The 19,880-nt window shown below is 69.0% G+C and carries 19 protein-coding genes and 1 pseudogene; 11 read left to right on the plus strand and 9 right to left on the minus strand.

Annotated elements, in window-relative coordinates:
- Window positions 1–199: pseudogene (locus AC1DFU_RS21645) on the plus strand (hydrolase); the annotation flags it as partial.
- Here the strand turns inward: AC1DFU_RS21645 and AC1DFU_RS21650 are convergent.
- Window positions 186–998: an IclR family transcriptional regulator gene (locus AC1DFU_RS21650; RefSeq protein ID WP_441591633.1), complete on the minus strand. Its 813-nt coding sequence runs from the start codon at window positions 996–998 to the stop codon at window positions 186–188. The pseudogene AC1DFU_RS21645 and the gene AC1DFU_RS21650 sit on opposite strands and share 14 nt — an antisense overlap.
- On the minus strand, window positions 995–1,810 hold the full coding sequence (locus tag AC1DFU_RS21655) for an IclR family transcriptional regulator (RefSeq protein ID WP_092291746.1): 816 nt from the start codon (window positions 1,808–1,810) through the stop codon (window positions 995–997). The genes AC1DFU_RS21650 and AC1DFU_RS21655 overlap by 4 nt, the downstream gene beginning before the upstream one ends.
- 128 nt (window positions 1,811–1,938) lie before the next feature.
- Here AC1DFU_RS21655 and AC1DFU_RS21660 point away from each other — a divergent pair, with 128 nt between their 5' ends.
- The 6 genes from AC1DFU_RS21660 (at window position 1,939) to AC1DFU_RS21685 (ending at window position 7,561) form a co-directional block, all read left to right on the plus strand.
- Complete coding sequence (locus tag AC1DFU_RS21660; protein ID WP_092291747.1) at window positions 1,939–2,868, plus strand: LysR family transcriptional regulator; 930 nt, start codon at window positions 1,939–1,941, stop codon at window positions 2,866–2,868.
- A 130-nt stretch (window positions 2,869–2,998) separates the two neighbouring features.
- Window positions 2,999–3,958, plus strand: coding sequence for an MBL fold metallo-hydrolase (locus AC1DFU_RS21665; RefSeq protein WP_092291749.1), 960 nt, complete (start codon window positions 2,999–3,001; stop codon window positions 3,956–3,958).
- Between the two features lie 3 nt (window positions 3,959–3,961).
- Window positions 3,962–5,719 (plus strand): FAD-dependent oxidoreductase, encoded by a 1,758-nt coding sequence (locus tag AC1DFU_RS21670; RefSeq protein WP_441591636.1) that lies wholly within the window; start codon window positions 3,962–3,964, stop codon window positions 5,717–5,719.
- A gap of 35 nt (window positions 5,720–5,754) precedes the next feature.
- Complete coding sequence (locus AC1DFU_RS21675; RefSeq protein ID WP_092291752.1) at window positions 5,755–5,946, plus strand: DUF2783 domain-containing protein; 192 nt, start codon at window positions 5,755–5,757, stop codon at window positions 5,944–5,946.
- 81 nt (window positions 5,947–6,027) lie between these two features.
- Window positions 6,028–6,411, plus strand: a complete 384-nt coding sequence (locus AC1DFU_RS21680) for a hypothetical protein (protein ID WP_092445234.1) — start codon at window positions 6,028–6,030, stop codon at window positions 6,409–6,411.
- 229 nt (window positions 6,412–6,640) lie between these two features.
- Complete coding sequence (locus tag AC1DFU_RS21685) at window positions 6,641–7,561, plus strand: glutamate/aspartate ABC transporter substrate-binding protein (protein WP_092291756.1); 921 nt, start codon at window positions 6,641–6,643, stop codon at window positions 7,559–7,561.
- A gap of 18 nt (window positions 7,562–7,579) precedes the next feature.
- Here AC1DFU_RS21685 and AC1DFU_RS21690 read toward each other — a convergent pair whose 3' ends face one another.
- Entirely contained in the window at window positions 7,580–8,479 is a 900-nt protein-coding gene (locus tag AC1DFU_RS21690; protein WP_092291757.1) for a MurR/RpiR family transcriptional regulator, read from the minus strand.
- A gap of 182 nt (window positions 8,480–8,661) precedes the next feature.
- Between AC1DFU_RS21690 and AC1DFU_RS21695 the strand changes: the two genes are divergently transcribed.
- Genes AC1DFU_RS21695 through AC1DFU_RS21705 form a run of 3 tightly spaced genes read left to right on the plus strand, consistent with a single transcriptional unit; the run spans window position 8,662 to window position 12,107 of the window.
- A complete protein-coding gene (locus AC1DFU_RS21695; RefSeq protein WP_092291759.1) occupies window positions 8,662–9,987 on the plus strand; it encodes an aspartate aminotransferase family protein in 1,326 nt (441 codons plus the stop codon).
- 15 nt (window positions 9,988–10,002) lie between these two features.
- Window positions 10,003–10,851, plus strand: a complete 849-nt coding sequence (locus tag AC1DFU_RS21700; RefSeq protein ID WP_218158018.1) for a beta-keto acid cleavage family enzyme — start codon at window positions 10,003–10,005, stop codon at window positions 10,849–10,851.
- 59 nt (window positions 10,852–10,910) lie between these two features.
- Window positions 10,911–12,107 carry a pyridoxal phosphate-dependent aminotransferase gene (locus AC1DFU_RS21705; protein ID WP_441591641.1) on the plus strand — a complete coding sequence of 399 codons (1,197 nt, stop codon included), beginning with the start codon at window positions 10,911–10,913 and terminating at the stop codon, window positions 12,105–12,107.
- Between the two features lie 132 nt (window positions 12,108–12,239).
- On the opposite strand, the gene AC1DFU_RS21710 is transcribed toward AC1DFU_RS21705, so the two are convergent.
- The 5 genes from AC1DFU_RS21710 to AC1DFU_RS21730 are packed head-to-tail and all read right to left on the minus strand — an operon-like array spanning window position 12,240 to window position 17,488.
- Window positions 12,240–13,664 (minus strand): efflux transporter outer membrane subunit, encoded by a 1,425-nt coding sequence (locus tag AC1DFU_RS21710; RefSeq protein WP_441591643.1) that lies wholly within the window; start codon window positions 13,662–13,664, stop codon window positions 12,240–12,242.
- Between the two features lie 9 nt (window positions 13,665–13,673).
- Window positions 13,674–14,816, minus strand: a complete 1,143-nt coding sequence (locus AC1DFU_RS21715) for an ABC transporter permease (protein ID WP_441591645.1) — start codon at window positions 14,814–14,816, stop codon at window positions 13,674–13,676.
- Complete coding sequence (locus tag AC1DFU_RS21720; RefSeq protein WP_441591647.1) at window positions 14,813–15,799, minus strand: ABC transporter ATP-binding protein; 987 nt, start codon at window positions 15,797–15,799, stop codon at window positions 14,813–14,815. The genes AC1DFU_RS21715 and AC1DFU_RS21720 overlap by 4 nt, the downstream gene beginning before the upstream one ends.
- Window positions 15,796–16,767, minus strand: a complete 972-nt coding sequence (locus AC1DFU_RS21725; protein ID WP_441591648.1) for an HlyD family secretion protein — start codon at window positions 16,765–16,767, stop codon at window positions 15,796–15,798. Before AC1DFU_RS21725 ends, AC1DFU_RS21720 begins: the two co-directional genes overlap by 4 nt.
- A gap of 16 nt (window positions 16,768–16,783) precedes the next feature.
- On the minus strand, window positions 16,784–17,488 hold the full coding sequence (locus AC1DFU_RS21730) for a TetR/AcrR family transcriptional regulator (RefSeq protein ID WP_441591650.1): 705 nt from the start codon (window positions 17,486–17,488) through the stop codon (window positions 16,784–16,786).
- A 200-nt stretch (window positions 17,489–17,688) separates the two neighbouring features.
- Between AC1DFU_RS21730 and AC1DFU_RS21735 the strand changes: the two genes are divergently transcribed.
- Window positions 17,689–19,032, plus strand: a complete 1,344-nt coding sequence (locus AC1DFU_RS21735; RefSeq protein ID WP_441591652.1) for a carbohydrate porin — start codon at window positions 17,689–17,691, stop codon at window positions 19,030–19,032.
- A 13-nt stretch (window positions 19,033–19,045) separates the two neighbouring features.
- On the opposite strand, the gene queF is transcribed toward AC1DFU_RS21735, so the two are convergent.
- On the minus strand, window positions 19,046–19,879 hold the full coding sequence (gene queF, locus AC1DFU_RS21740) for an NADPH-dependent 7-cyano-7-deazaguanine reductase QueF (protein ID WP_441591654.1): 834 nt from the start codon (window positions 19,877–19,879) through the stop codon (window positions 19,046–19,048).
- Between the last annotated feature and the right edge of the window lies 1 nt (window position 19,880).

Consider the following 19,880-nt stretch of genomic DNA (forward strand, 5'->3'; position numbering starts at 1 on the left):
CCAGGTGCTGCTGGAGTGGCAGCGTGACTGGAAGAACAAGGAAACGTACGACGCCGTGACCGGCCTGGCCAAGCAACACTCGGGCGCCTACGGCATGGGCATCGACTACGCCTACACGATGGTCCACAAGGCCGCGCAGCGCACGCAGACGCCGCACGCGTCGATCGCCCCGGTGCATGCGCCGGTCATCGAGCGCTGATCGTCGGACCTGCCACAGGCGCGCCGAACCGCCAGGACAGCCGCTGCGCGGCCTGGCGGACCAGCGCGGCGGTGCCGCTGTCCGTGGCGCTGTCGAAGCTGCCGCTGCTGCCCATGACCGCGATGACGATGGCCAGCACTCCGGTATGGTCGAACACCGGCGCGGCCAGCGTGTCGATGCCGGGCACCGGCTTGCTGACGGCGTTGTCGATCCCTGTCGCTCTCACCGCCTTCAGCCGGTTGGCATAGCCCGCCGGCGTCCCGCCCGGGGTGCCGGCCATGCGGATGGCGTCCTGCGCCAGCGCGCCGGCCAGTACATCGGCCGGCAGATGGGCGGCGAAGGTCCGCCCGATCGCCGTGTTGACCATCGACAACACCGTGCCAACCCGCAGGCTCACATGCTGGGGTCGCGCCGCTTCCTCCAGCCGGATCACGGTGGGCCCCAGCGGGCCAAGCACCGCCATCGCCACAGACAACCCGGTGGCATGGGCCAGGGCGATGATCTCCGGCTCGGCCTCCCGGGTGGGCGACAGCCGCTGCAGCGCCATCAGCCCCAAATCCAGGCTCAACGCCCCGGCCACGAAATCCCCCGATGCATTGCGCGACAGCAGCCCGATCTTCTGCAGGCTGACCAGATGCGGAAACGCCTTGGCCGGCACCATGCCGGCCGCGCGCGCCAGTTCGCCCAGCGGCAGGGGCCGTCCGGCCGCGACCAGTGCCATCAGCAGCTGCCCCGTGTTGTCGAGCGACTGGATGCCGCGTTGCGGCTTGGCGCCGCCGGGGAGCGTGTCGTCGTTCATGCGGGCGCCTTGTCGATGTTGGCGGCGATGGCGGAGGCGATGTCCTCCGCGGCGTCGCGCAGGGCGGCGGCCACCGGGCCGGTCCAGTCCACGTCGATGCCACCCGTGGAGCCGATCACCGTTAGCACCAGCCGTAGCGCGCCATCGCCATCCCGCAACGGCACGGCGAGGCTGCTCACGGCGGGGCTGGGCGAGTCGATGCTGCGCTCCATGCCGCGCGCGCGGATGTCCTCTAGCTGATGCAGGAAGCCGGGCAGGTCGGCGCCCTGCGGATGCTGCCGCGCCCAGATGTCCTGCCAGTGCCCGGGCGGCTGGAACGCGCAGTAGGTGCGGCCGGTGGCGGTGGCGGCGAGCGCCATGACCGTGCCGACGTGCAGGTTCACATGCAGCGGCGTGCCGGCGTGGGCGTAATGGACGATGGTCGGCCCCTGTGGCGTAGGCAGGCTGATCGCCACGCTGAAGCCGATGCGGGCGGCCAGCGCCTGCACGCGCGGCACGGCGGCGCGATAGGCCGGATCGTGGTCGAGGTGAAGCATGCCGAGCCGCAGCGCCAGCGGGCCGGGCTCGTAGTAACCGTCGATATGGTCGCGCTTGATCAGCCCGAGCCGCGTCAGGCTGACCAGATAGGTGTGCGCCTGCGCAGGCGCCAGTTGGGCGGCGGCGGCGAGGTCGGCCAGCGACATCGGCCGGCGCGCGTCGGCCAGCGCGCGCAGCACGCGGCCGCCCACCTCCACGCTCTGGATGCCGCGCTGCGTGCGCTCGGTGCTGTCGGCGCTATCGGTACTGTCGATGCTGTCGATGGGTGGGGCCATGCGGCGTCTGCCCGGGGTCCATGCTGGGGAAGCCCAGATAGTAATGGAATCCCTCCGGGAAACCATCCGCAGATCATGCCGCCCGGCGTACCATGCCTGCTTCATTGACAACCAGAGGTTGGCAACGCATGGACAAGGCCAGGGTGTTGACGCTGTTCCTGGGCGTGGTGCGCGCCAAGAGCTTCGCGCGGGCGGCCGTGGAGGCCGAGGTCACGCCGCAGGCGGTCAGCAAGGCAGTGCGCACGCTCGAGGAATACCTCGGCGTGCGGCTGTTCCATCGCACCACGCGCAAGCTGAGCCTGACCACCGAGGGCGCCCGGCTGTTCGAGCTGGCCGAGCCGGGCATGCGCCAGCTTGACGAGGCGCTCGAGCAGGTGCGCAGCAGCCGCAGCGAGGATGACGGCATGGTCCGCGTGACCGCGCCGCACTCGGTGGGCGCCCGCGTGCTGGTGCCGCTGATCCGGGCCTTCCGGGAGGAATACCCGGGCATCACCTTCGATGTGGTGCTCACTGACCTGTTCACCGATCTGGTCGAGGCGAAGATCGACATCGGCTTCCGCGCCGGCACCAGCCCCGGCCAGAACCTCGTCGCCCGCAAGCTGTGCGACCTGCCGCTGCTGATCTGCGCCGCCCCCGAATACCTGGCTCGCCATGGCACGCCGGACTCGCTCGACGCCCTGCGCAGCCACGCCTGCACCGGCTTCCGCCGGGCGGTCACGGGCCGGCTGCTGCCGTGGGAGCTGATGGTCGATGGCGATCTCGTCTACCTGGAGGTGCCGGCCGTGGCCACCTTCAGCGATGTGGAGACCGAGATCGAGGCGGTGCGCGCCGGCATCGGCATCGGGCAGCTACAGGCCTACATGGTGCAGGACGATCTGGCGGCCGGTCGGCTGGTGTCGATCCTGCCCGCCTACCGCAGCAACAACGTCGGCCTCTATATGTATTACCCGCACCGCACCCACGTGCCCGCGCGGGTGCGCCGGTTCATCGACTTCGTGATGGCGGCCAGCCAGGAGACGCTGCCGGCGCTGGCCGGGGAGGGGGGTAACGGCGGGTAGGGAGTTTCCCGGACGCCGCCACAGCGGCATGCGGTCTGGCGGGTGATTTAGCAAATGACAATTCGATTTGCCATTGACTAAGATTGGTCGGCTTCCTAAGCTTGGCCTATCCCCCCGCATCGAGACCGACATGGCAAAAGCATTCGCATCCCAGGCCGACCTGGAAGCCAAGCAGATCACCTTCACCCAGTTGTCCGAGAACGCCTACGCCTACACGGCCGAGGGCGACCCCAACTCGGGCGTGATCATCGGTGACGACGGCGTGCTGATCGTCGACACCACCGCCACCCCGGCGATGGCGCAGGACCTGATCGCCCGCATCCGCCAGATCACCGACAAGCCGATCAAGTACGTGGTGCTCTCGCACTACCACGCGGTGCGCGTGCTGGGCGCGTCGGCGTACTTCGCCGAAGGGGCGCAGCAGGTCATCGCCAGCCGGGGCACCTACGAGATGATCGTGGAGCGCGGCGAGGCCGACATGAAGTCCGAGATCGAGCGCTTTCCGCGCCTGTTCGCCGGCGTGGAGACCGTGCCGGGCCTGACCTGGCCGACGCTGGTCTTCGACAAGGAAATCACCCTGTTCCTCGGCAAGCTGGAGGTACGCATTGCCCATCTGGGCGCCGGCCACACCAAAGGCGACACCGTGGTCTGGCTGCCGCAGCAGAAGGTGCTGTTCTCGGGCGATCTGGTCGAGTACGACGCGGCCTGTTACTGCGGCGACGCCCAGCTCGCCCAATGGCCGGCCACGCTCGACGCGCTGGCCGCGCTGCAGCCGCAGAAGCTGGTGCCGGGCCGCGGCCCCGCGCTGACCACGCCCGCCGATGTGGCCAAGGGCATCGCCTACACCAAGGACTTCGTCACCACGCTTCTGCAGGCCGGCAAGGAGGCCGTGGCGGACCGTATGGACCTGAAGGCCGCCATGGCGCACACGCGCAAGTCCATGGACCCGAAGTTCGGCCAGGTGTTCATCTACGAGCACTGCCTGCCGTTCGATGTGTCGCGCGCGTTCGACGAAGCCGCCGGCATCACCCATCCGCGCATCTGGACCGCCCAGCGCGACCAGGAGATGTGGGCTGCGCTGCAGGACTGAGCCATGGCCACGGACGCCATCGACCCGGATTACCAGCGCCAGCAGTACGCCTACGCGCCGTGCGCGGAGCAGCGTCCGGGCCATGCCGCCGGCGCGCCGCACCCCGTGGTGGTAGTCGGGGCCGGCCCGGTCGGGCTGGCCACCGCCATCGACCTCGCCCGGCATGGCGTGCCGGTGGTGCTGATCGACGAGGACTGCACGCTCTCCACCGGCTCCCGCGCCATCTGCTTCGCCAAGCGCACGCTGGATATCTTCGACCGCCTCGGCTGCGCCGGGCGCATGGTCGAGAAGGGCGTGCGCTGGCACCTCGGCAAGGTCTTCCTGCGCGACAGCCTGGTCTACGCGTTCGACCTCCTGCCCGAGTCCGGCCACCAGCGCCCGGCCTTCATCAACCTCCAGCAGTATTACGTCGAGGGCTATCTGCTCGATCTGGCGCGCGCGCTGCCCCTGATCGACATCCGCTGGAAAAGCCGCGCGGTGAACCTGGAGTCGCGCGATGACCACGTGGCGCTGACCGTGGAGACGCCCGACGGCGGCTACACGCTGTGCGGCCGCTACGTAGTGGCCGCCGACGGCTCGCGCAGCGGCCTGCGCAAGCTGATGGGGCTGGAGAGCCACGGCCATACCTTCCGGGACCGCTTCCTGATTGCCGATGTGAAGATGGAGGCCGCGTTTCCGCCCGAGCGCTGGTTCTGGTTCGATCCGCCGTTTCATCCGAACCAGTCGGTGCTGCTGCACCGGCAACCGGACAACGTCTGGCGCATCGACTTCCAGCTCGGCTGGGATGCCGACCCGGTGTTGGAGAAAACACCCGAACGGGTGATCCCGCGCGTGCGGGCGCTGCTCGGCCCGGATGCGAAGTTCGAGCTGGAGTGGGTCAGCGTCTACACCTTCTCCTGCGTGCGGATGGACCACTTCCGCCATGGCCGGGTGCTGTTCGCGGGCGATGCGGCGCATGGCGTCTCGCCGTTCGGCGCGCGCGGCGCCAACAGCGGCGTGCAGGATGCCGAGAACCTCGCCTGGAAACTCGCCTATGTGCTGGCGGGCCGCGCGCCGGACAGCCTGCTGGACTCCTACGCCAGCGAGCGCGAGTTCGCCGCCGACGAGAACATCCGCCATTCCACGCGTTCGACTGATTTCATCACCCCCAAGAGCGCCGTCAGCCGCACCTTCCGCGACGCTGTACTCACGCTGGCGCGGGACCATGGGTTTGCCCGGCAACTGGTGAACAGCGGGCGGCTCTCGGTGCCGGCGGTACTGCACGCATCGCCGCTCAATACGGCCGATGGCGACGGCGAGGCCTTCGCCGGGGCGATGGTGCCGGGCGCGGCCTGTGCCGATGCGCCGGTATGCAGCATGAGCGGTGAACCGTGGCTGCTGCCCCGGCTGGGCGACCAGTTCGTGGCGCTGATCTTCGGCGCCCCGGCCGGGCTCGATGCCGCGACCCGCCGCGCGCTGCAAGCCTTGCAGCAGGGCGCGGCGCCGCTGCGGCTGGTCTTCGTGACCGATGCAGCCATCGCCGCCTCCGCCGATCCGTGGCCCGGCGCCACCGTGGTCCGCGACGTGGAAGGGCTGGCCGCCCGCCGCTACGACGCCCGCGCGGGTACCTGCTACCTGATCCGCCCGGACCAGCACGTCTGCGCGCGCTGGCGGACGGTGGATGCGGCGCGCGTCGGCGCTGCGCTGGACCGGGCCATCGGTCAGGCGGGGCAGGGCCGGCCAGCGGTGGCCCCGGCTCCCAAGCCGATGGCGATGGCGTGACTTGCCGCCCGTCGCGACAATCAGGAGACCCGCCGATGCCCCTCAACACCGCGCCGAACCTCGCGCGCCCCGACGATTTCTACGAGGCGCTGATCGACATGCATCGCGACCTCGACGACGCCGCCAGCCAGGCCGCCAACGCCCGGCTGATCCTGCTACTGGCCAACCATATCGGCGATCACCAGACGCTGCTCGAAGCCCTCGCGCTGGCCCGCGAGGCGCCGTAGGGCACCCCCGGTCGCCCTTGGGGCCGTCCGGACGCGTTAGGCGTTACCATGGCAGCACCGACCACAGGGAAGGAGTTCGTCATGCCGAGCCGTTGCCTTGCCGCAGTGAAGTGCCATGCCGTCGTTCTCCTCGCGCTGGGTGCCTGCCTCCCGGCCTATGCCCAGAATCCGCCCCAGCCCGGCGGCACGGCCGCCATCGACAACGTGATTGGCGATGCCGTGAAGGAAGGCGAGTCGCCCTACCGCCCCATGCCGCGCCCGCCCGGCGCCGCCGCGCCCACCCAGCAGACCATCGACGACGCCGAATGCCAGCAACTGATGGCGCAGATGAACGAGACACCCAAGCGCAGCTACAAGTCAGGCGCGCCGGTGGAGAACAGCCAGGGCAACGACGTGCTGTCCGTCGAGCGCGACCGCAGCCGCCGGCAGTTGCAGAAGACGTTCAAGGAGAAGTGCGGGGCGTAGAACTGCTGCGCCGCAGCATTCCCCGGCCATCCCAACGCCGTGCCACCAACGCCCCGACCCGGGGCGTTTTTCTTTCCGGCTGCCCCCCTTGTGGCTCCCTTCTCGCTCCTTTGTTGCACCATCCCCGGGAATAACACATTTGTTTCATGGTAATCCATGATGGAACACTTGTTGCTCAATGCCTAGCATTGCAACACCTGACGCATCCATTCAAACAGGAGTGTTTTCCATGCCCAAGTCGATTTCCGTCCGCCCGGTGCTGCGCCTGATCGCTGCCGCCGCCGTCCTGGCCACCGCAGCCCCGGCCTTCGCGGTCGACGTGGCCGCCAGCCCGACGCTCACCAAGATCAAGTCGTCCGGCACGATCTCGATCGGGCACCGGACCTCGTCGATCCCGTTCTCGTACTACGACGCCAGCCAGAAGGTGATCGGCTTCTCGCAGGACATCTGCGACCGGGTGATCGATAGCGTGAAGAAGGAAGTGGGCGCGGCCAGCCTGCAGGTGCGCATGGTGCCGGTGACCTCGCAGAACCGGATCTCGCTGGTACAGAACGGCACGGTGGACCTGGAGTGCGGCGTCACCACGAACCTCAAGTCCCGCCAGCAGCAGGTGGCGTTCTCGACCACGTTCTTCGTGGCCGGCACGCGGCTGCTGGTGAAGAAGGGCAGCCCGATCCATGACTTTGGCGATTTGTCGGGCAAGGCCGTGGTGACCAATGCCGGCACGACTTCGGAGCGGATCCTGCGCAAGCTCAACGACGAGAAGCAGGCCAATATCACCATCCAGAGCGCCAAGGACTACGGCGAGTCCTTCCTGATCCTGCAGTCGGGCCGGGTGGCCGCGTTCATGATGGATGACGTGCTGCTGTCGGGCGCCCGCACGCTGGCGCAGAACCCCGGCGACTGGACCGTGGTCGGCACGCCGCAGTCGTTCGAGGCCTACGCGTTCATGCTGCGCAAGGACGATCCCGGCTTCAAGCAGGTGGTGGACGGCGCCATCAGCGGCCTGATCAAGAGCGGCGAGATCAACACGCTGTACGCCAAATGGTTCGCCAAGCCGGTGCCGCCCAAGAACATCAGCTTCGACCTGCCGCTCAGCGAGCCGATGAAGAAGGCCTACGCCAGCCCCAACGACGAGGCGTTCGAATAAGTCCGAAAGACGGCCGGCTTAGCCGCGCTGGGCGGGCAGGTAGGCGCCGGTGCGGTGGAGCTGGCCCTCGGTCTGCTCCAGCGCGCGAATCGCACCCTTGCCCTTGCGGGCCAGCAGTTGCTCGACCAAGGCCTCGACCATCGCCACGCCAGCCGTGATCGACGGGAAGAAAGACGGGCTGTCGATGGCGAACAGCAGCGTGCAGTCCGCCTCCAGCGCGATGGGCGCCACCGTGCTGTCGGTCAGCGCCACGACCTTGCAACCGGCCTCCCGCGCGGCCGAGGCCACGCGCAGGCTCTCCTGCGAGTACGGCGCGAAGGCGGTGACCAGCACCACGTCCTTGGCGGTCAGCGCGCGCAGCTCCATCTCCAGCGTGCCGGCGTCGCCGCGCACCAGATGCACCGAACTGCGGAACAGCCGGTAGATATAGTGGAACGTGAACGCGATCGGGAAGCACGAGCGGAAGCCGGCCACGTAGACATTGGGCGCCGCCGCGAGCAGGTCGGCGGCCTGCGGCAGCGTCTCGGCATTGTTGGCCAGCAGGGCGTCCAGGTTGTGATGCTGCACCTCGATCATCTCGGCCAGCATCCGGTTGGAGCCGCTCTCCTTCACCACCTTGCGCGCCCGCTTGGCGTAGGGCTGCGCGCCCTGGTCGCGCATCGCCTCCATGAACAGCTCGCGCAGGCCCTGCCAGCCTTCGAACCCGAGCGACTGCGACAGCCGCACAAGTGTCGCTGGCTGCACCCCGGCGTTGGCGGCCACCTTGCGCATCGAGTGGAGCGCGATGTCGTGCGGATGGTCGAGCAGGTAGCGCGCGCCGCTCTGGAACTGCGCGCTCAGCGTCGGGAAATCGGCGCGGAGCTGGGTCAGCAGGGCATCCAGCGAGAGGGGCGAGGCAGGGGTGGTGTCAGGAGACATGGGCGATGGCGGAACGCGGAATGCAACGATTGTTGCACAGGTCGGCGCCCCGTCCCCACGTCGATTGCTGGATCGAGTGTTTCTTTTTCATCGATCAATGAAACACATGTTGCAAAGAGGGTGCGCTTGTTCCTATACTCGCACCTGATCTCGGCGCCCCGCACAGGACAGCTTCTTCCATCATGACGCACGTATTCCATCGCAATCCCAAGCAAACCATGCCCGTGGCCGTTGGCGGCCAGGGGATCGAGCTGATCGACAGCACCGGCCGCCGTTACCTGGATGCCTCGGGCGGCGCGGCGGTGTCGTGCCTCGGTCACGGCCACCCGCGCGTGGTGGCGGCCATCAAGGCGCAGGTGGATACGCTTGCCTACGCCCACACCTCGTTCTTCACCACGGAAGTCTCCGAGACACTGGCGCGCACGCTGGCCGAGGCCGCGCCGGGGGATCTCGATCACGTCTACTTCGTCTCGGGCGGCTCGGAGGCCGTGGAAGCCGCGCTGAAGCTCGCGCGCCAGTATTTCGTCGAGACCGGCCAGCCGGCGCGCCGCCACTTCATCGCGCGCCGCCAGAGCTACCACGGCAACACGCTCGGCGCGCTGGCGATTGGCGGCAACGCGTGGCGGCGCGAGCCGTTCCTGCCGCTGCTGGTGCCTGCGCACCATGTGTCGCCGTGCTATGCGTACCGCGACCAGGCCGCTGGCGAGACGGACGCCCAGTATGCGCAACGGCTGGCGGACGAACTCGAAGCCAAGATCCTCGAACTGGGGCCGGAGAGCGTGGCCGCCTTCGTCGCCGAAACCGTGGTCGGCGCCACGGCCGGCGCGGTGCCGCCGGTGGGCGACTACCTGAAGCGCATCCGCGCCGTGTGCGACAAGTACGGCGTGCTGCTGATCCTCGACGAGGTGATGTCGGGCATGGGCCGCACCGGCCACCTGTTCGCCTGCGCGGAAGACGGCGTGGTGCCGGACATCGTCACCATCGCCAAGGGCCTCGGCGCCGGCTACCAGCCGATTGGCGCGATGATGTCCACGCGCCGCATCTACGAAGCCATCGTCGGCGGCAGCGGTTTCTTCCAGCACGGCCATACCTATATCGGCCACGCCACGGCCTGCGCGGCGGCGCTCGCCGTGCAGCAGACCATCGCCGAGGACAATCTGCTCGATAACGTGCTGGCGCGTGGCGAGCAGTTGCGCGCGCGGCTGCGCGAGGCGCTGGGCGATCATCCGAATCTGGGCGATGTGCGTGGGCGCGGGCTGTTCGTCGGCGTGGAGTTCGTGGCCGACCGCGCCACCCAGGCCACGCTCGACCCGGCCCGCAAGACCCACGCGGCGCTCAAGCGCACGTGCATGGCGCACGGCGTGCTGGTCTATCCGATGGGCGGCACCGTCGATGGCGTGCACGGTGACCATGTGCTGTTTGCACCGCCTTTCATCTGCACGGCCGCGGACATCGACAATATCGTGGACCGTTTCGCACAGGCCGTGCGCGTGGTCCTGCCCGCTTGAGATTGAGATACCCCCATGACTGAAGACATCCTGCGCCGTCCCTTCGCGCTGGCCGTGGCGCCCAACGGCGCCCGCAAGACCCACGCGGATCACGCGCGGCTGCCCATGACCCCGGACGAGCTGGCGCAATGCGCCCGCGAATGCGTGGAGGCCGGCGCCGCCATGATCCACCTGCACGTGCGTCGCGCCGATGGCACGCACAGCCTGGAGGTGGCCGACTACGCGCCGGCCATCGCGGCGGTGCGGCAGGCCGTGGGCGACGCGCTGGTCCTGCAACTGACCACCGAGGCCGTCGGCATCTACCAGCCGGCCCAGCAGATCGCCACCGTCCGGGCGCTGCGCCCCGAGGCGGCGTCCGTGGCCGTGCGCGAACTGGTGCCGGACCCCGCCGCGCTGCCGGTCGCCGCCGAGTTCTTCGGCTGGATGCACCGCGAGCACGTGGTGGCCCAGTACATCCTCTACGACGCCGCCGACGTGCACCGCTACGCCGCGCTGCGCGAAAGCGGGGCCATCCCGGCCGGGCGCCACTGGGTGCTGTTCGTGCTGGGCCGCTATTCGGCGGGACAGAAGTCGACGCCGGCGGACCTGCTGCCGTTCCTCGCCGCCTGGCGCGAGACCGGCCTGGAAGGCACCGGCGTGGAATGGGCCGTCTGCGCGTTCGGCAAGCAGGAAGCCGACTGCGCGGCCACCGCCGTGATGCTCGGCGGCCACGCGCGCATCGGCTTCGAAAACAACATGGCCCTGCCGGATGGCGCTACGGCGCCGGACAATGCGGCGCTGCTGCGCGCCGTGGCGTCGCCGCTGGGCGGGCTGGGCTATGGGGCGATGACGGCCGCGCAACTGCGCGAGCGGTTCGCAGACTGACGACTTTCGCCGTTTCCGCTACGCTGGCGGCTTCATCGTCCCTCACCCCCGGAGCACCGATGTCCCAGCCGCCTGTTTCCCCTGCCACTGCGCCGCTGGCGCGAGACACCGTGCGCAGCCTGCGCGCGTCGCGCATCCGCGAGGTGGCCAACGCGGGCATCGGCCTGCCCGATGTACTGCCGTTCTGGTTCGGCGAGTCGGATCAGGTCACGCCGGCATTTATCCGGGATGCCGCCAGCCAGGCGCTGGCGTCCGGCGCCACGTTCTACACCCACAACCTCGGCATTCCGCCGCTGCGCGCCGCGCTGGCCGGCTATGTGAGCCGCCTGCATGGCGACACGCCGGTCGGCAACGTGGCCGTGACCAGCGCCGGCGTCAACGCGCTGATGCTGGCCGCCCAACTCGTCACCGGCCCCGGCGACCGCGTGGTGGCCGTGACGCCGCTCTGGCCCAACCTCGTCGAGATCCCGCGCATCCTCGGCGCCACGGTGGAAACGGTGACGCTGGACTACGGCCCGCACGGCTGGGCGCTCGACCTGGACAAGCTGCTCGCCGCGCTGACGCCGGGCACGCGCGCGGTGATGATCAATTCGCCGAACAATCCCACCGGCTGGGTCATGCCGCGCGCCGCCCAGCAGGCCGTGTTCGACCACTGCCAGCGGCACGGCATCTGGATCATCGCCGACGAGGTCTACGAACGGCTCTACTACGGCCCGGAAGGGACCATCGCGCCGTCCTTCCTCGACATCGCCCCGCGCGAGGCTCGCGTGATTGCCGTCAATTCGTTCTCCAAGGCATGGCTGATGACCGGCTGGCGCCTCGGCTGGATGGTGCTGCCGGCGGCGCTGATGGACGACCTCGGCAAGCTGGTGGAATACAACACCTCCTGCGCGCCGTCGTTCGTGCAGGAAGCCGGCGTGGTGGCGGTGACCGAAGGCGAGGCGTTCACGCAGGATCTGGTGCAGCGCCTGCGCGGCGCCCGCGATCACCTCGTCGGTGCGCTGTCGGCGCTGCCCGGCGTGGATGCCCACGCGCCGGAAGGCGCGATGTACGTCTTCTTCAAGCTGGCCGGCACCACGGACAGCCTCGCGCTCTGCAAGCAACTGGTGCGGGAAGCCCACCTCGGGCTGGCCCCCGGCAGCGCGTTCGGGAATGAGGGCGAGGGCTTCGTGCGCTGGTGCTATGCGTGCGACGTGGAGCGGCTGGATGAGGGGGTTCGGCGGTTGAGGGGGTTTTTGGCGGCTGGACTTCGCTGAAGCGCTGGCCCTCTCCCCCGGCCCCTCTCCCAGAGGGAGAGGGGAGCTAACCGAGGGCCTATCAAAGGCTGTCTGGGGTCTCCCCTCGCCCGCTTGCGGGAGAGGGGCCGGGGGAGAGGGCAGGCGTGTCAGTCACTCCCATCCCCCGCCCAGCGCCTGCATCAGCGCCGCGGAGTCTGCCAGCCGGGCGGCGGTGGCCTGGGACAGGTCGAGGGCGGCCTGGCGGGATTGGCGCTCGGCGTCCAGCAGGGTGAACTGGCTGACGCCGCCGAGCCGGTATTGCTCCGTGACGATGGCCAGCGTGCCGCGCGTCTGGCGGGCATTGTCCTCGCGGGCCTGGAGCGTGGCGGCGCCGGCGTCGAGCGCGCGCAGGGTATCGGCCACGTTCTGCAGGCCTTGCAGCACCGCCTGCTGGTAGGCGCCGAGCGACTGCTCGTAGGCCGCCTCCTTGGCCCGCTTGCGGGCGCGCAGCTCGCCGCCATGGAACACGGGCTGGACCACGCCGGCCGCCAGGCTCCACACATTCATGCTGCTGAACAGGTCGCGCGCGCGCATCTCCTGCGTGCCGCCGCTGGCCGTCAGCGTGATCTGCGGATAGAGGTTGGCCGTGGCCACGCCGATATCGGCCGATGCCTGATGCAGCAGCGCCTCCGCCGCGCGGATGTCGGGGCGGCGGCGGGCCAGTTCGGCGGGCAGGCTGACTGGCAGCGTCTCGGGCAGGGTCAGGTCGGCGAGCCCGAATTCGGGCAACTGCGCGCTGGCCGGGGTCTGGCCGAGGTAGACGGCCAACTGGTGGCGCGTGACATCGATCTGCTGGGAGAGGCCCGGAATCAGCGCCTGCGTCTGCGCCAGTTCGGCCTGCTGGCGCTGTACGTCCACGCGCGCCACGCCGCCCACCTTGAGGCGCTCGGTCATGATGCCGAGCTGGCGGCGCTGCGCGTCGGCCATCGCCACGGTATCGGCCAGCTGGGCGCGCAGCCCGGCTTCGCGGATGGCGGCGGTCACCACATTGGCGGCCAGCGAGAGCCGCGCGGCCTCGAGTTCGTAGCGCTGGTAATCGACAGCTGCCTGCAGGCCTTCGAGTTCGCGCCGCTGTCCGCCGAAGAGATCGAGCGCGTAGGAGACCTGCACGCTCGCGTTGTAGAGCGTGAAAGGGCCGGGGCTGGGAAACTGGGTGATGCCGACCGAGGTCAGGTCCACCTGCTGGCGCGTGGCGTTGAGCGAGGCATCGACAGTGGGAAACCGCGTGGCGCCGGTGCGCGCGTTGAGGTTCTCCTGCGCCTCCCGCAGCCGCGCGCGGGCCTGCGTGAGCGTGGGGCTGGCTTCCAGCGCGGCGCGCACGGTGGCGTCGAGCTTGTCGCTGCCGAACAGGGTCCACCATTGCTGGGGCAGGTCCCCCGGCACGAAGGACTGGGACTTGCCCAGCGCCGGCACGGTCGCCACTGGCTGCGGCCCCGGCGTGTAGCGCGCGTCCGGCACGGCATCGGGGGACTTGAAATCGGGGCCGACCGTGCAGCCGGCCAGCGAGAGCAACAGGACAAGCGAGAAGACTCGCATGGCATCCCCTCAGTCGAGCGTGCGCTTGTAGAAGCGCACCGCGATGGTCATGACGATGGCCGTGAACAGCGCCACCGGCCAGACGTTCGGCCACAACTCCAGCCAGCCGCTGCCCTTGAGCAGGATGCTGCGGATCATCCGGTTGAAGTAGGTCATCGGCAGCACGTTGCCGATCCACTGCGCCCACGTCGGCATCCCGGCGAACGGGAACATGAAGCCGGACAGCAGGATGTTGGGCAGGAAGTAGAAGAACGTGAGCTGCACCGCCTGGAGCTGGTTCTTGGCCAGCGAGGACAGCGTGATGCCCACCGTCAGGTTGGCCGCGATGAACAGCAGCGCCGCCAGGTACACGCCCACCACCGAGCCGAGAAAGGGCACCTGGAACACATAACGCGCCGCCAGCAGGATGATGGTGGACTGGATCAGGCCGATGAAGATGTACGGCACGATCTTGCCCGAGATGACCTCCAGCGGCTGCACCGGCGTGGCGAGCAGGTTTTCCATCGTGCCGCGCTCGCGTTCGCGGGTCATCGCCAGGCCGGTCATCATCACCATCGTCATGGTCAGGATCACGCCCATCAGGCCCGGGACGATGTTGTACTGGGTGATGCCCTCGGGGTTGTAGAGGCGCTGCACGTTGACGTCGAAGGCGGGTTTGCCGCCGGCCAGCGGGGCCAGCGCGCCCTTGAGGTCGATGCGCGCCACGCTGACCGGCAGCTGCGCCAGTGCGCCGATCGCCGGGCCGGTGGCCGAGGGGTCGGTGGCGTCGGCCTCGACCAGGATCTCGGGGCGCTCGCCGCGCAGCAGCTTGCGCGAGAAATCGGTGGGGATGCTGACCACGAACTGCACGTCGCCGCGCAGCAGCGCCTCGCGCCCGGCGGCCTCGTCCGGCAGGGTGCGCACCACGCGGAAATAGGTGGTGTTCTCCAGCGCGTGGACGAAGGTGCGCGAGAAGTCGCTATGTTCGGCGACGATCACCGCAGTCGGCATATGGCGCGGGTCGCTGTTGATGGCGAAGCCGAACAGCAGCAGCTGCATGATCGGCAGGCCGACGATCATGCCGAAGGTGATGCGGTCGCGCCGCAGCTGCAGGAATTCCTTCAGCACGATGCTCCACCAGCGCTGGACGGAGAAGCGGGCGTTGGCGCTCACGATTGCCCCTTCGCTGGCTTGGCGGACTTGCCCGGCTGCGCCGCCATGTTGTCCTGGGCACCGCTCATCATGTGGATGAACACGTCCTCCAGGCTGGTTTCGGTCAGGTGGATGCGGTGATGCGCGCCGGCGTAGCGCTTCAGCGTCTGCTCGAGCTGGCCGGCGTCCTTGCCGGTGACGTGCAGCGCCGTGCCGAAGGCCACGGTCTGGTCCACGCCGGGCTGGCCCTGCAGCTGGGCGGAGAGCGCGGCGAGGTCGTCGCCCTCCACGCTCCACGTGGCCAGGTCCTGGCTGGCCACCACCTCCGCCGACGTGCCCTGCGCCAGCAGCCGGCCATAGGCGATATAGGCGAGCTTGTGGCAGCGCTCGGCCTCGTCCATATAGTGCGTGCTGACCAGCACCGAGATGCCGCGCGCGGCGAGCTGGTGGAGCTGCTCCCAGAAGTCGCGCCGGGCCTTGGGATCGACGCCAGCGGTGGGTTCGTCGAGCAGCAGCAGCTGGGGTTCGTGCAGCAGGCACGCCGCCAGCGCCAGCCGCTGCTTCCATCCGCCCGACAGCGAGCCGGCGAGCTGCGCGGCGCGCGATTGCAGGCCGAGGTCTTCCAGCGCGCGGTCCACGGCCTCGCGGCGATTGGGCATGGCGTAGACGCGGGCGACGAAGTCGAGGTTCTCGCGGATCGACAGGTCTTCCCAGTAGGAAAAGCGCTGCGTCATATAGCCGACGTTGCGCTTGATCTCGGCGGCCTGCTTCAGGATGTCGAAGCCCAGGCAGGTGCCCGAGCCCGAGTCCGGCGTCAGCAGCCCGCACATCATGCGGATGGAGGTGGTCTTGCCGCTGCCGTTCGGGCCGAGGAAGCCGAAGATCTCGCCGCGCGCCACCTGCATGGTCAGGTCGTTGACCACGTGCTTGTCGCCGAAGCGCTTGTTCAGCCCCTTGACGTCGATCGCCAGCGCGCCGTTGGCGCGATCCTCGGTGCCGTTCATGACTGCGCCACCTCCACGGGCTGGCCGGGGCGCAGCTTGGGGGCGTCCTCGGGCGTGGGGCGGGCCTCGATCAGGAAGACCAGCTTGCGGCGCGTTTCGTTGCTGTAGATGACGGGCGGCGTGAACTCGGCCTCGTTCGATACATAGGTGATCTTCGCTGCGACAGGCGCCGCGCAGCCGTCGCAGCGGATCTGCACCGACTGGCCGTTCTTCAGCGCGCCCACCGCCGCCTCGGGCACGTAGAAGCGCACCTTGACGTTGCCGGGCGGCAGCATGCGCACCACGGGGCTGCCGGCAGGCACCCATTCGCCGGGGCGGTAGGGCACGTCGTAGACCAGCCCGGCGGCCGTGGCGTTGACCGACTTGCGCGAGAGCTTCCATTCGGCCTGCGCCAGCGCGGCACGCGCGGCCTCTACCTGGGCCTGCTGGGCGGCGAGCTGGTCCTTGCGGCCGGGCAGGCGGGCCACGTCGATGTCCCGTTGCAGTTCGCGCACGCGCGCCGCGTCCGCATCGGCGGTGGCGCGGGTCTCATCCAGCTGCGCGCGGGAGATGCCGCCGATCTCGAACTGCGCCTCGTCGCGCTTGCGCTGGGCCGCACTGCGCGTGGCCTGGGCGCGGGCCTGCGCCAGCTGGGCCTGGTTCACGGCCACTTCCACGGGCCGCTTGCCGATCTGGATATCGGCCAGTTGCGCCTCGGCCACGCGCACCTGCTCGGCGGCCTGCTGGCGCGCGGCGCGTTCGTCGTCGGATTCGAGCACGAACAACGGCGCGCCGTCGGCGACCTGCTGGCCGCGATCGACGGTCAGCTTTTCCAGCCGCCCCGCGAAGGGCGACGCCACGGCGACGAATTCGCCCTCGACATAGCCTTGCCAGGTGACGGGCTTGTCTTTGCTGCAGGCGGCCAGCGCGGCGCAGGCGGCGAGCAGGAGGAGGCACTGCAGGAGGCACTGCGGAAGGCGGGAGGGCATGCGCGGCTCCATGGCGTTAGGTCGACGAGGGGGATGCAGGTGCGGACAGCCCGTGGGCCAGCAGGGCGGTCACGTGGCGCACCAGCGTGTCGGTGTCGATGGCTTCCGCGCCGGGCAGGCGCTGCCAGATATGGGTGGTGGCCAGCGGCAGCAGCGTGAGGCCGATCAGCGAGACCATGACCAGCGCCGGCTCCAGGCCAGGATTGAGCTGGCCGCGCGCCTGCGCCGCCATCAGCGGGCCGGTGATCAGCGTGGCGCGCTGCATGGCCACGCGCTGCACCAGCCGTTCGCGCAACTGGCCCTCGACGCCGACGATCTCGCGGATCCACAGCCCCGGGAACCACGGCGTGGCCGACGCCACCCGGATCAGCCGCCCCGCGAGACCCTGGATCAGCGTGCCGACATCGGGTGGCGACCCCTCGCCGGCGGGCGGGGCGCCGCTGAAGACCTGATCGACCAGCGGCAGCAGCCGTTCCTCGAACACGGCTTCCAGCAGTTGCTCGCGCTCGCGGAAGTAGTAGTGGACCAGCGCCGGGGTCACGCCGGCTTCGGCGGCGATTGCCTTGGTCGATGTGGCGGCTACGCCATGCCGGGCGAACAGGGTTACGGCCGCCTCGATCAGGCGGTCGCGCTGGCCGGCATCGGCGCGGGCGGCGGGGCGCCCCGGGCGCCGGGCGTCAGGGCTGGGTGTGGATGTTGGGGATGGTGGCTTGGTCGGCATGGGCGTGGCACTTCGTATCGGCTGAATATTAATTTTCGAATTAATTAATTCAAGGCGCGTTACAAAGTCGCCGGATGGGGGAACCGTGCCTTTCTTGTTGCGTTGCAGCAATCACGGTAGACACGTCAGAAGCGGTTGGCTATGCTTCGCGCCAGTCTCGGATGGCCGCTGTGGCGCATCCGTCCCAGCCGAATTTCCCGATGCCGCGTTTCCGACTGATGGCCTGCGCCGGCCTTGCCTGGGCGACGCTGGCCACTGCGCCGGCCGCGTTCGCCCAGGACGCCGCCGCCGCCGAGCCCGACACCGAAAGCCCGTTCGCCATCCACGGGCAGACCACCTATATCTGGCAGCGCAAGCCGTCCTTCGGCGCCGCGTACTCGGGCGAGAACAGCCTGACCACCGAGCGCGCCAAGAGCTACTCGTTCACGGGCACGCTCGACCTTGGCCTGCGGCTGTGGCAGGGCGCCGAGTTCCATTTCAACCCGGAAGTGGCGCAGGGCGTGCCGTTCTCGGACCTGCATGGCCTGGGCGGGCTGTCCAACGGGGAGCTGGCCAAGACGGCCAGCACCAGCCCGAAGTTCTATCGCGCGCGCGCCTTTATCCGCCAGACCTGGGGCCTGGGCGGCGGGGACGAAAAACTCGAATCGGATTTCAACCAGTTCGCCCGCACCGTGGACAAGCGCCGCGTGGTGCTGACCGCCGGCAACTTCGGCGTGATCGACGTATTCGACCAGAACCCCTACGGCTCGGACCCCCGCACGCAGTTCATGAACTGGTCGTTCATGACGCACGGCTCGTTCGACTATCCGGCCGATTCGCGCGGCTATAACTGGGGCGCGGCGCTGGAGTACATCGGCGACGGCTGGTCGGCGCGCTTCGGCCATTTCCTGCTGCCGCTGGAGTCGAACGGGCGCGAACTGGACACCCGGCTGTTCGAGCACTACGGCGACGTCCTCGAGCTGGAAAAGCGCTACACGCTGGCCGGCCGCCCGGGGCAGGCGCGGCTGCTGCTGTGGCGGAACAAGGCCAGTATGGGGTCGTTCAACGACGCCATCGCCTACGGGCAGGCCAATGGCGTAACGCCGGACCTCGCCGCCGTGCGGCGCGAGCACACCAAGCTCGGCATCGGCGTGGCGATGGTGCAGGAGGTGACCGATGCGCTGGGGGTGTTCTTCCGCGCCAATATGTCGGACGACAAGACCGAGACCTACGCCTTCACCGAGATCGGCCGGCAGGTGGCCGGCGGCGGCACGCTGAAAGGCAAGGCCTGGGGGCGGCCCAATGACGAGGTGGGCGTGGCGGTGGCGGCGAACATGCTCGGCTCATCGCACCGCAACTACCTGGCGGCAGGCGGCCTGGGCGCGTTCCTGGGCGATGGCGCGCTGCGCTACGGCCCGGAGCAAGTGTTCGAGATTTATTACAGTTTCGCGGTCTGGAAGACCCTGAGCCTGAGCCCGGACTTCCAGTACATCCGCAATCCCGGCTACAACCGGGACCGCGGACCCGCCAAGTTCTACGGCATCCGCGCGCACGCGGAGTTCTGACTGGCGGCCTGCCTTACTGGCGCGCATTGCGCCGGTTGTCCGGCCACGGCGTGTTGAAGTTGGTGCGGAACGGGTTGATGTCCAGCCCGCCGCGCCGCGTGTAGCGCGCGTAGACGGCCAGCTTCACCGGCTTGCACATGCGCAGCACGTCCGCGAAGATCCGCTCCACGCACTGCTCGTGGAACTCGTTGTGGTTGCGGAACGAGATCAGGTACTTGAGCAGCCCTTCCTGGTCGATCGGCGCACCCACGTAGCGGATTTGCACGCTGCCCCAGTCCGGCTGCCCGGTGACCAGGCAGTTCGACTTCAGCAGGTGCGAGACCAGCGATTCCTCCACCGGCGTCTCATCCTGATCGGCCGACAGCAGGGTCGGGTCCGGCTCGTAGATGTCGGTCTCGATGTCCAGCCGGTCCAGCAGCAGCCCATCCAGCTCGCCCATCTTCTGCGTGCCGAGGTCCGCCTCGGTGACCAGTCGCACCTGCACCGTGCCGCCGGTGGCCTCGGAGAGGTCGTGGTGCAGCAGTTGCTGGAGCGCCTCGGCCGAGGCGACCTTGCTCTGGTTGAACGAGTTCAGGTACAGCTTGAACGACTTCGACTCGACGATATTCGGCGTATCGGCCGGAATGATGAAGGTCGCCAGCGCCACCTGCGGCTTGCCCTTCAGGTTCAGCCAGGACACCTCGTAGGCATTCCAGATATCCACGCCGAAGAACGGCAGCGCGCGCCCTTCGGGCAGGCCGATCTCGGTGCGCTTGGGCTGCCGGGGAATCGGGAACAGCAGCGTCGGGTCGTATTCGGTCTTGTAGGCCGAGGGCTTGCCCAGCGGCGAGTGTTCGGGGAGCGTCATG

This window comes from Cupriavidus sp. 10L45, from assembly GCF_056395225.1.

What these genes read in the sequence shown, in the direction of transcription:
- AC1DFU_RS21650 (WP_441591633.1), bottom strand. Translation starts at nt 998, where the DNA reads ATGAACGACGACACGCTCCCCGGCGGCGCCAAGCCGCAACGCGGCATC.
- AC1DFU_RS21655 (WP_092291746.1), bottom strand. Translation starts at nt 1,810, where the DNA reads ATGGCCCCACCCATCGACAGCATCGACAGTACCGATAGCGCCGACAGC.
- AC1DFU_RS21660 (WP_092291747.1), top strand. Translation starts at nt 1,939, where the DNA reads ATGGACAAGGCCAGGGTGTTGACGCTGTTCCTGGGCGTGGTGCGCGCC.
- AC1DFU_RS21665 (WP_092291749.1), top strand. Translation starts at nt 2,999, where the DNA reads ATGGCAAAAGCATTCGCATCCCAGGCCGACCTGGAAGCCAAGCAGATC.
- AC1DFU_RS21670 (WP_441591636.1), top strand. Translation starts at nt 3,962, where the DNA reads ATGGCCACGGACGCCATCGACCCGGATTACCAGCGCCAGCAGTACGCC.
- AC1DFU_RS21675 (WP_092291752.1), top strand. Translation starts at nt 5,755, where the DNA reads ATGCCCCTCAACACCGCGCCGAACCTCGCGCGCCCCGACGATTTCTAC.
- AC1DFU_RS21680 (WP_092445234.1), top strand. Translation starts at nt 6,028, where the DNA reads ATGCCGAGCCGTTGCCTTGCCGCAGTGAAGTGCCATGCCGTCGTTCTC.
- AC1DFU_RS21685 (WP_092291756.1), top strand. Translation starts at nt 6,641, where the DNA reads ATGCCCAAGTCGATTTCCGTCCGCCCGGTGCTGCGCCTGATCGCTGCC.
- AC1DFU_RS21690 (WP_092291757.1), bottom strand. Translation starts at nt 8,479, where the DNA reads ATGTCTCCTGACACCACCCCTGCCTCGCCCCTCTCGCTGGATGCCCTG.
- AC1DFU_RS21695 (WP_092291759.1), top strand. Translation starts at nt 8,662, where the DNA reads ATGACGCACGTATTCCATCGCAATCCCAAGCAAACCATGCCCGTGGCC.
- AC1DFU_RS21700 (WP_218158018.1), top strand. Translation starts at nt 10,003, where the DNA reads ATGACTGAAGACATCCTGCGCCGTCCCTTCGCGCTGGCCGTGGCGCCC.
- AC1DFU_RS21705 (WP_441591641.1), top strand. Translation starts at nt 10,911, where the DNA reads ATGTCCCAGCCGCCTGTTTCCCCTGCCACTGCGCCGCTGGCGCGAGAC.
- AC1DFU_RS21710 (WP_441591643.1), bottom strand. Translation starts at nt 13,664, where the DNA reads ATGCGAGTCTTCTCGCTTGTCCTGTTGCTCTCGCTGGCCGGCTGCACG.
- AC1DFU_RS21720 (WP_441591647.1), bottom strand. Translation starts at nt 15,799, where the DNA reads ATGAACGGCACCGAGGATCGCGCCAACGGCGCGCTGGCGATCGACGTC.
- AC1DFU_RS21725 (WP_441591648.1), bottom strand. Translation starts at nt 16,767, where the DNA reads ATGCCCTCCCGCCTTCCGCAGTGCCTCCTGCAGTGCCTCCTCCTGCTC.
- AC1DFU_RS21730 (WP_441591650.1), bottom strand. Translation starts at nt 17,488, where the DNA reads ATGCCGACCAAGCCACCATCCCCAACATCCACACCCAGCCCTGACGCC.
- AC1DFU_RS21735 (WP_441591652.1), top strand. Translation starts at nt 17,689, where the DNA reads ATGCCGCGTTTCCGACTGATGGCCTGCGCCGGCCTTGCCTGGGCGACG.
- queF (WP_441591654.1), bottom strand. Translation starts at nt 19,879, where the DNA reads ATGACGCTCCCCGAACACTCGCCGCTGGGCAAGCCCTCGGCCTACAAG.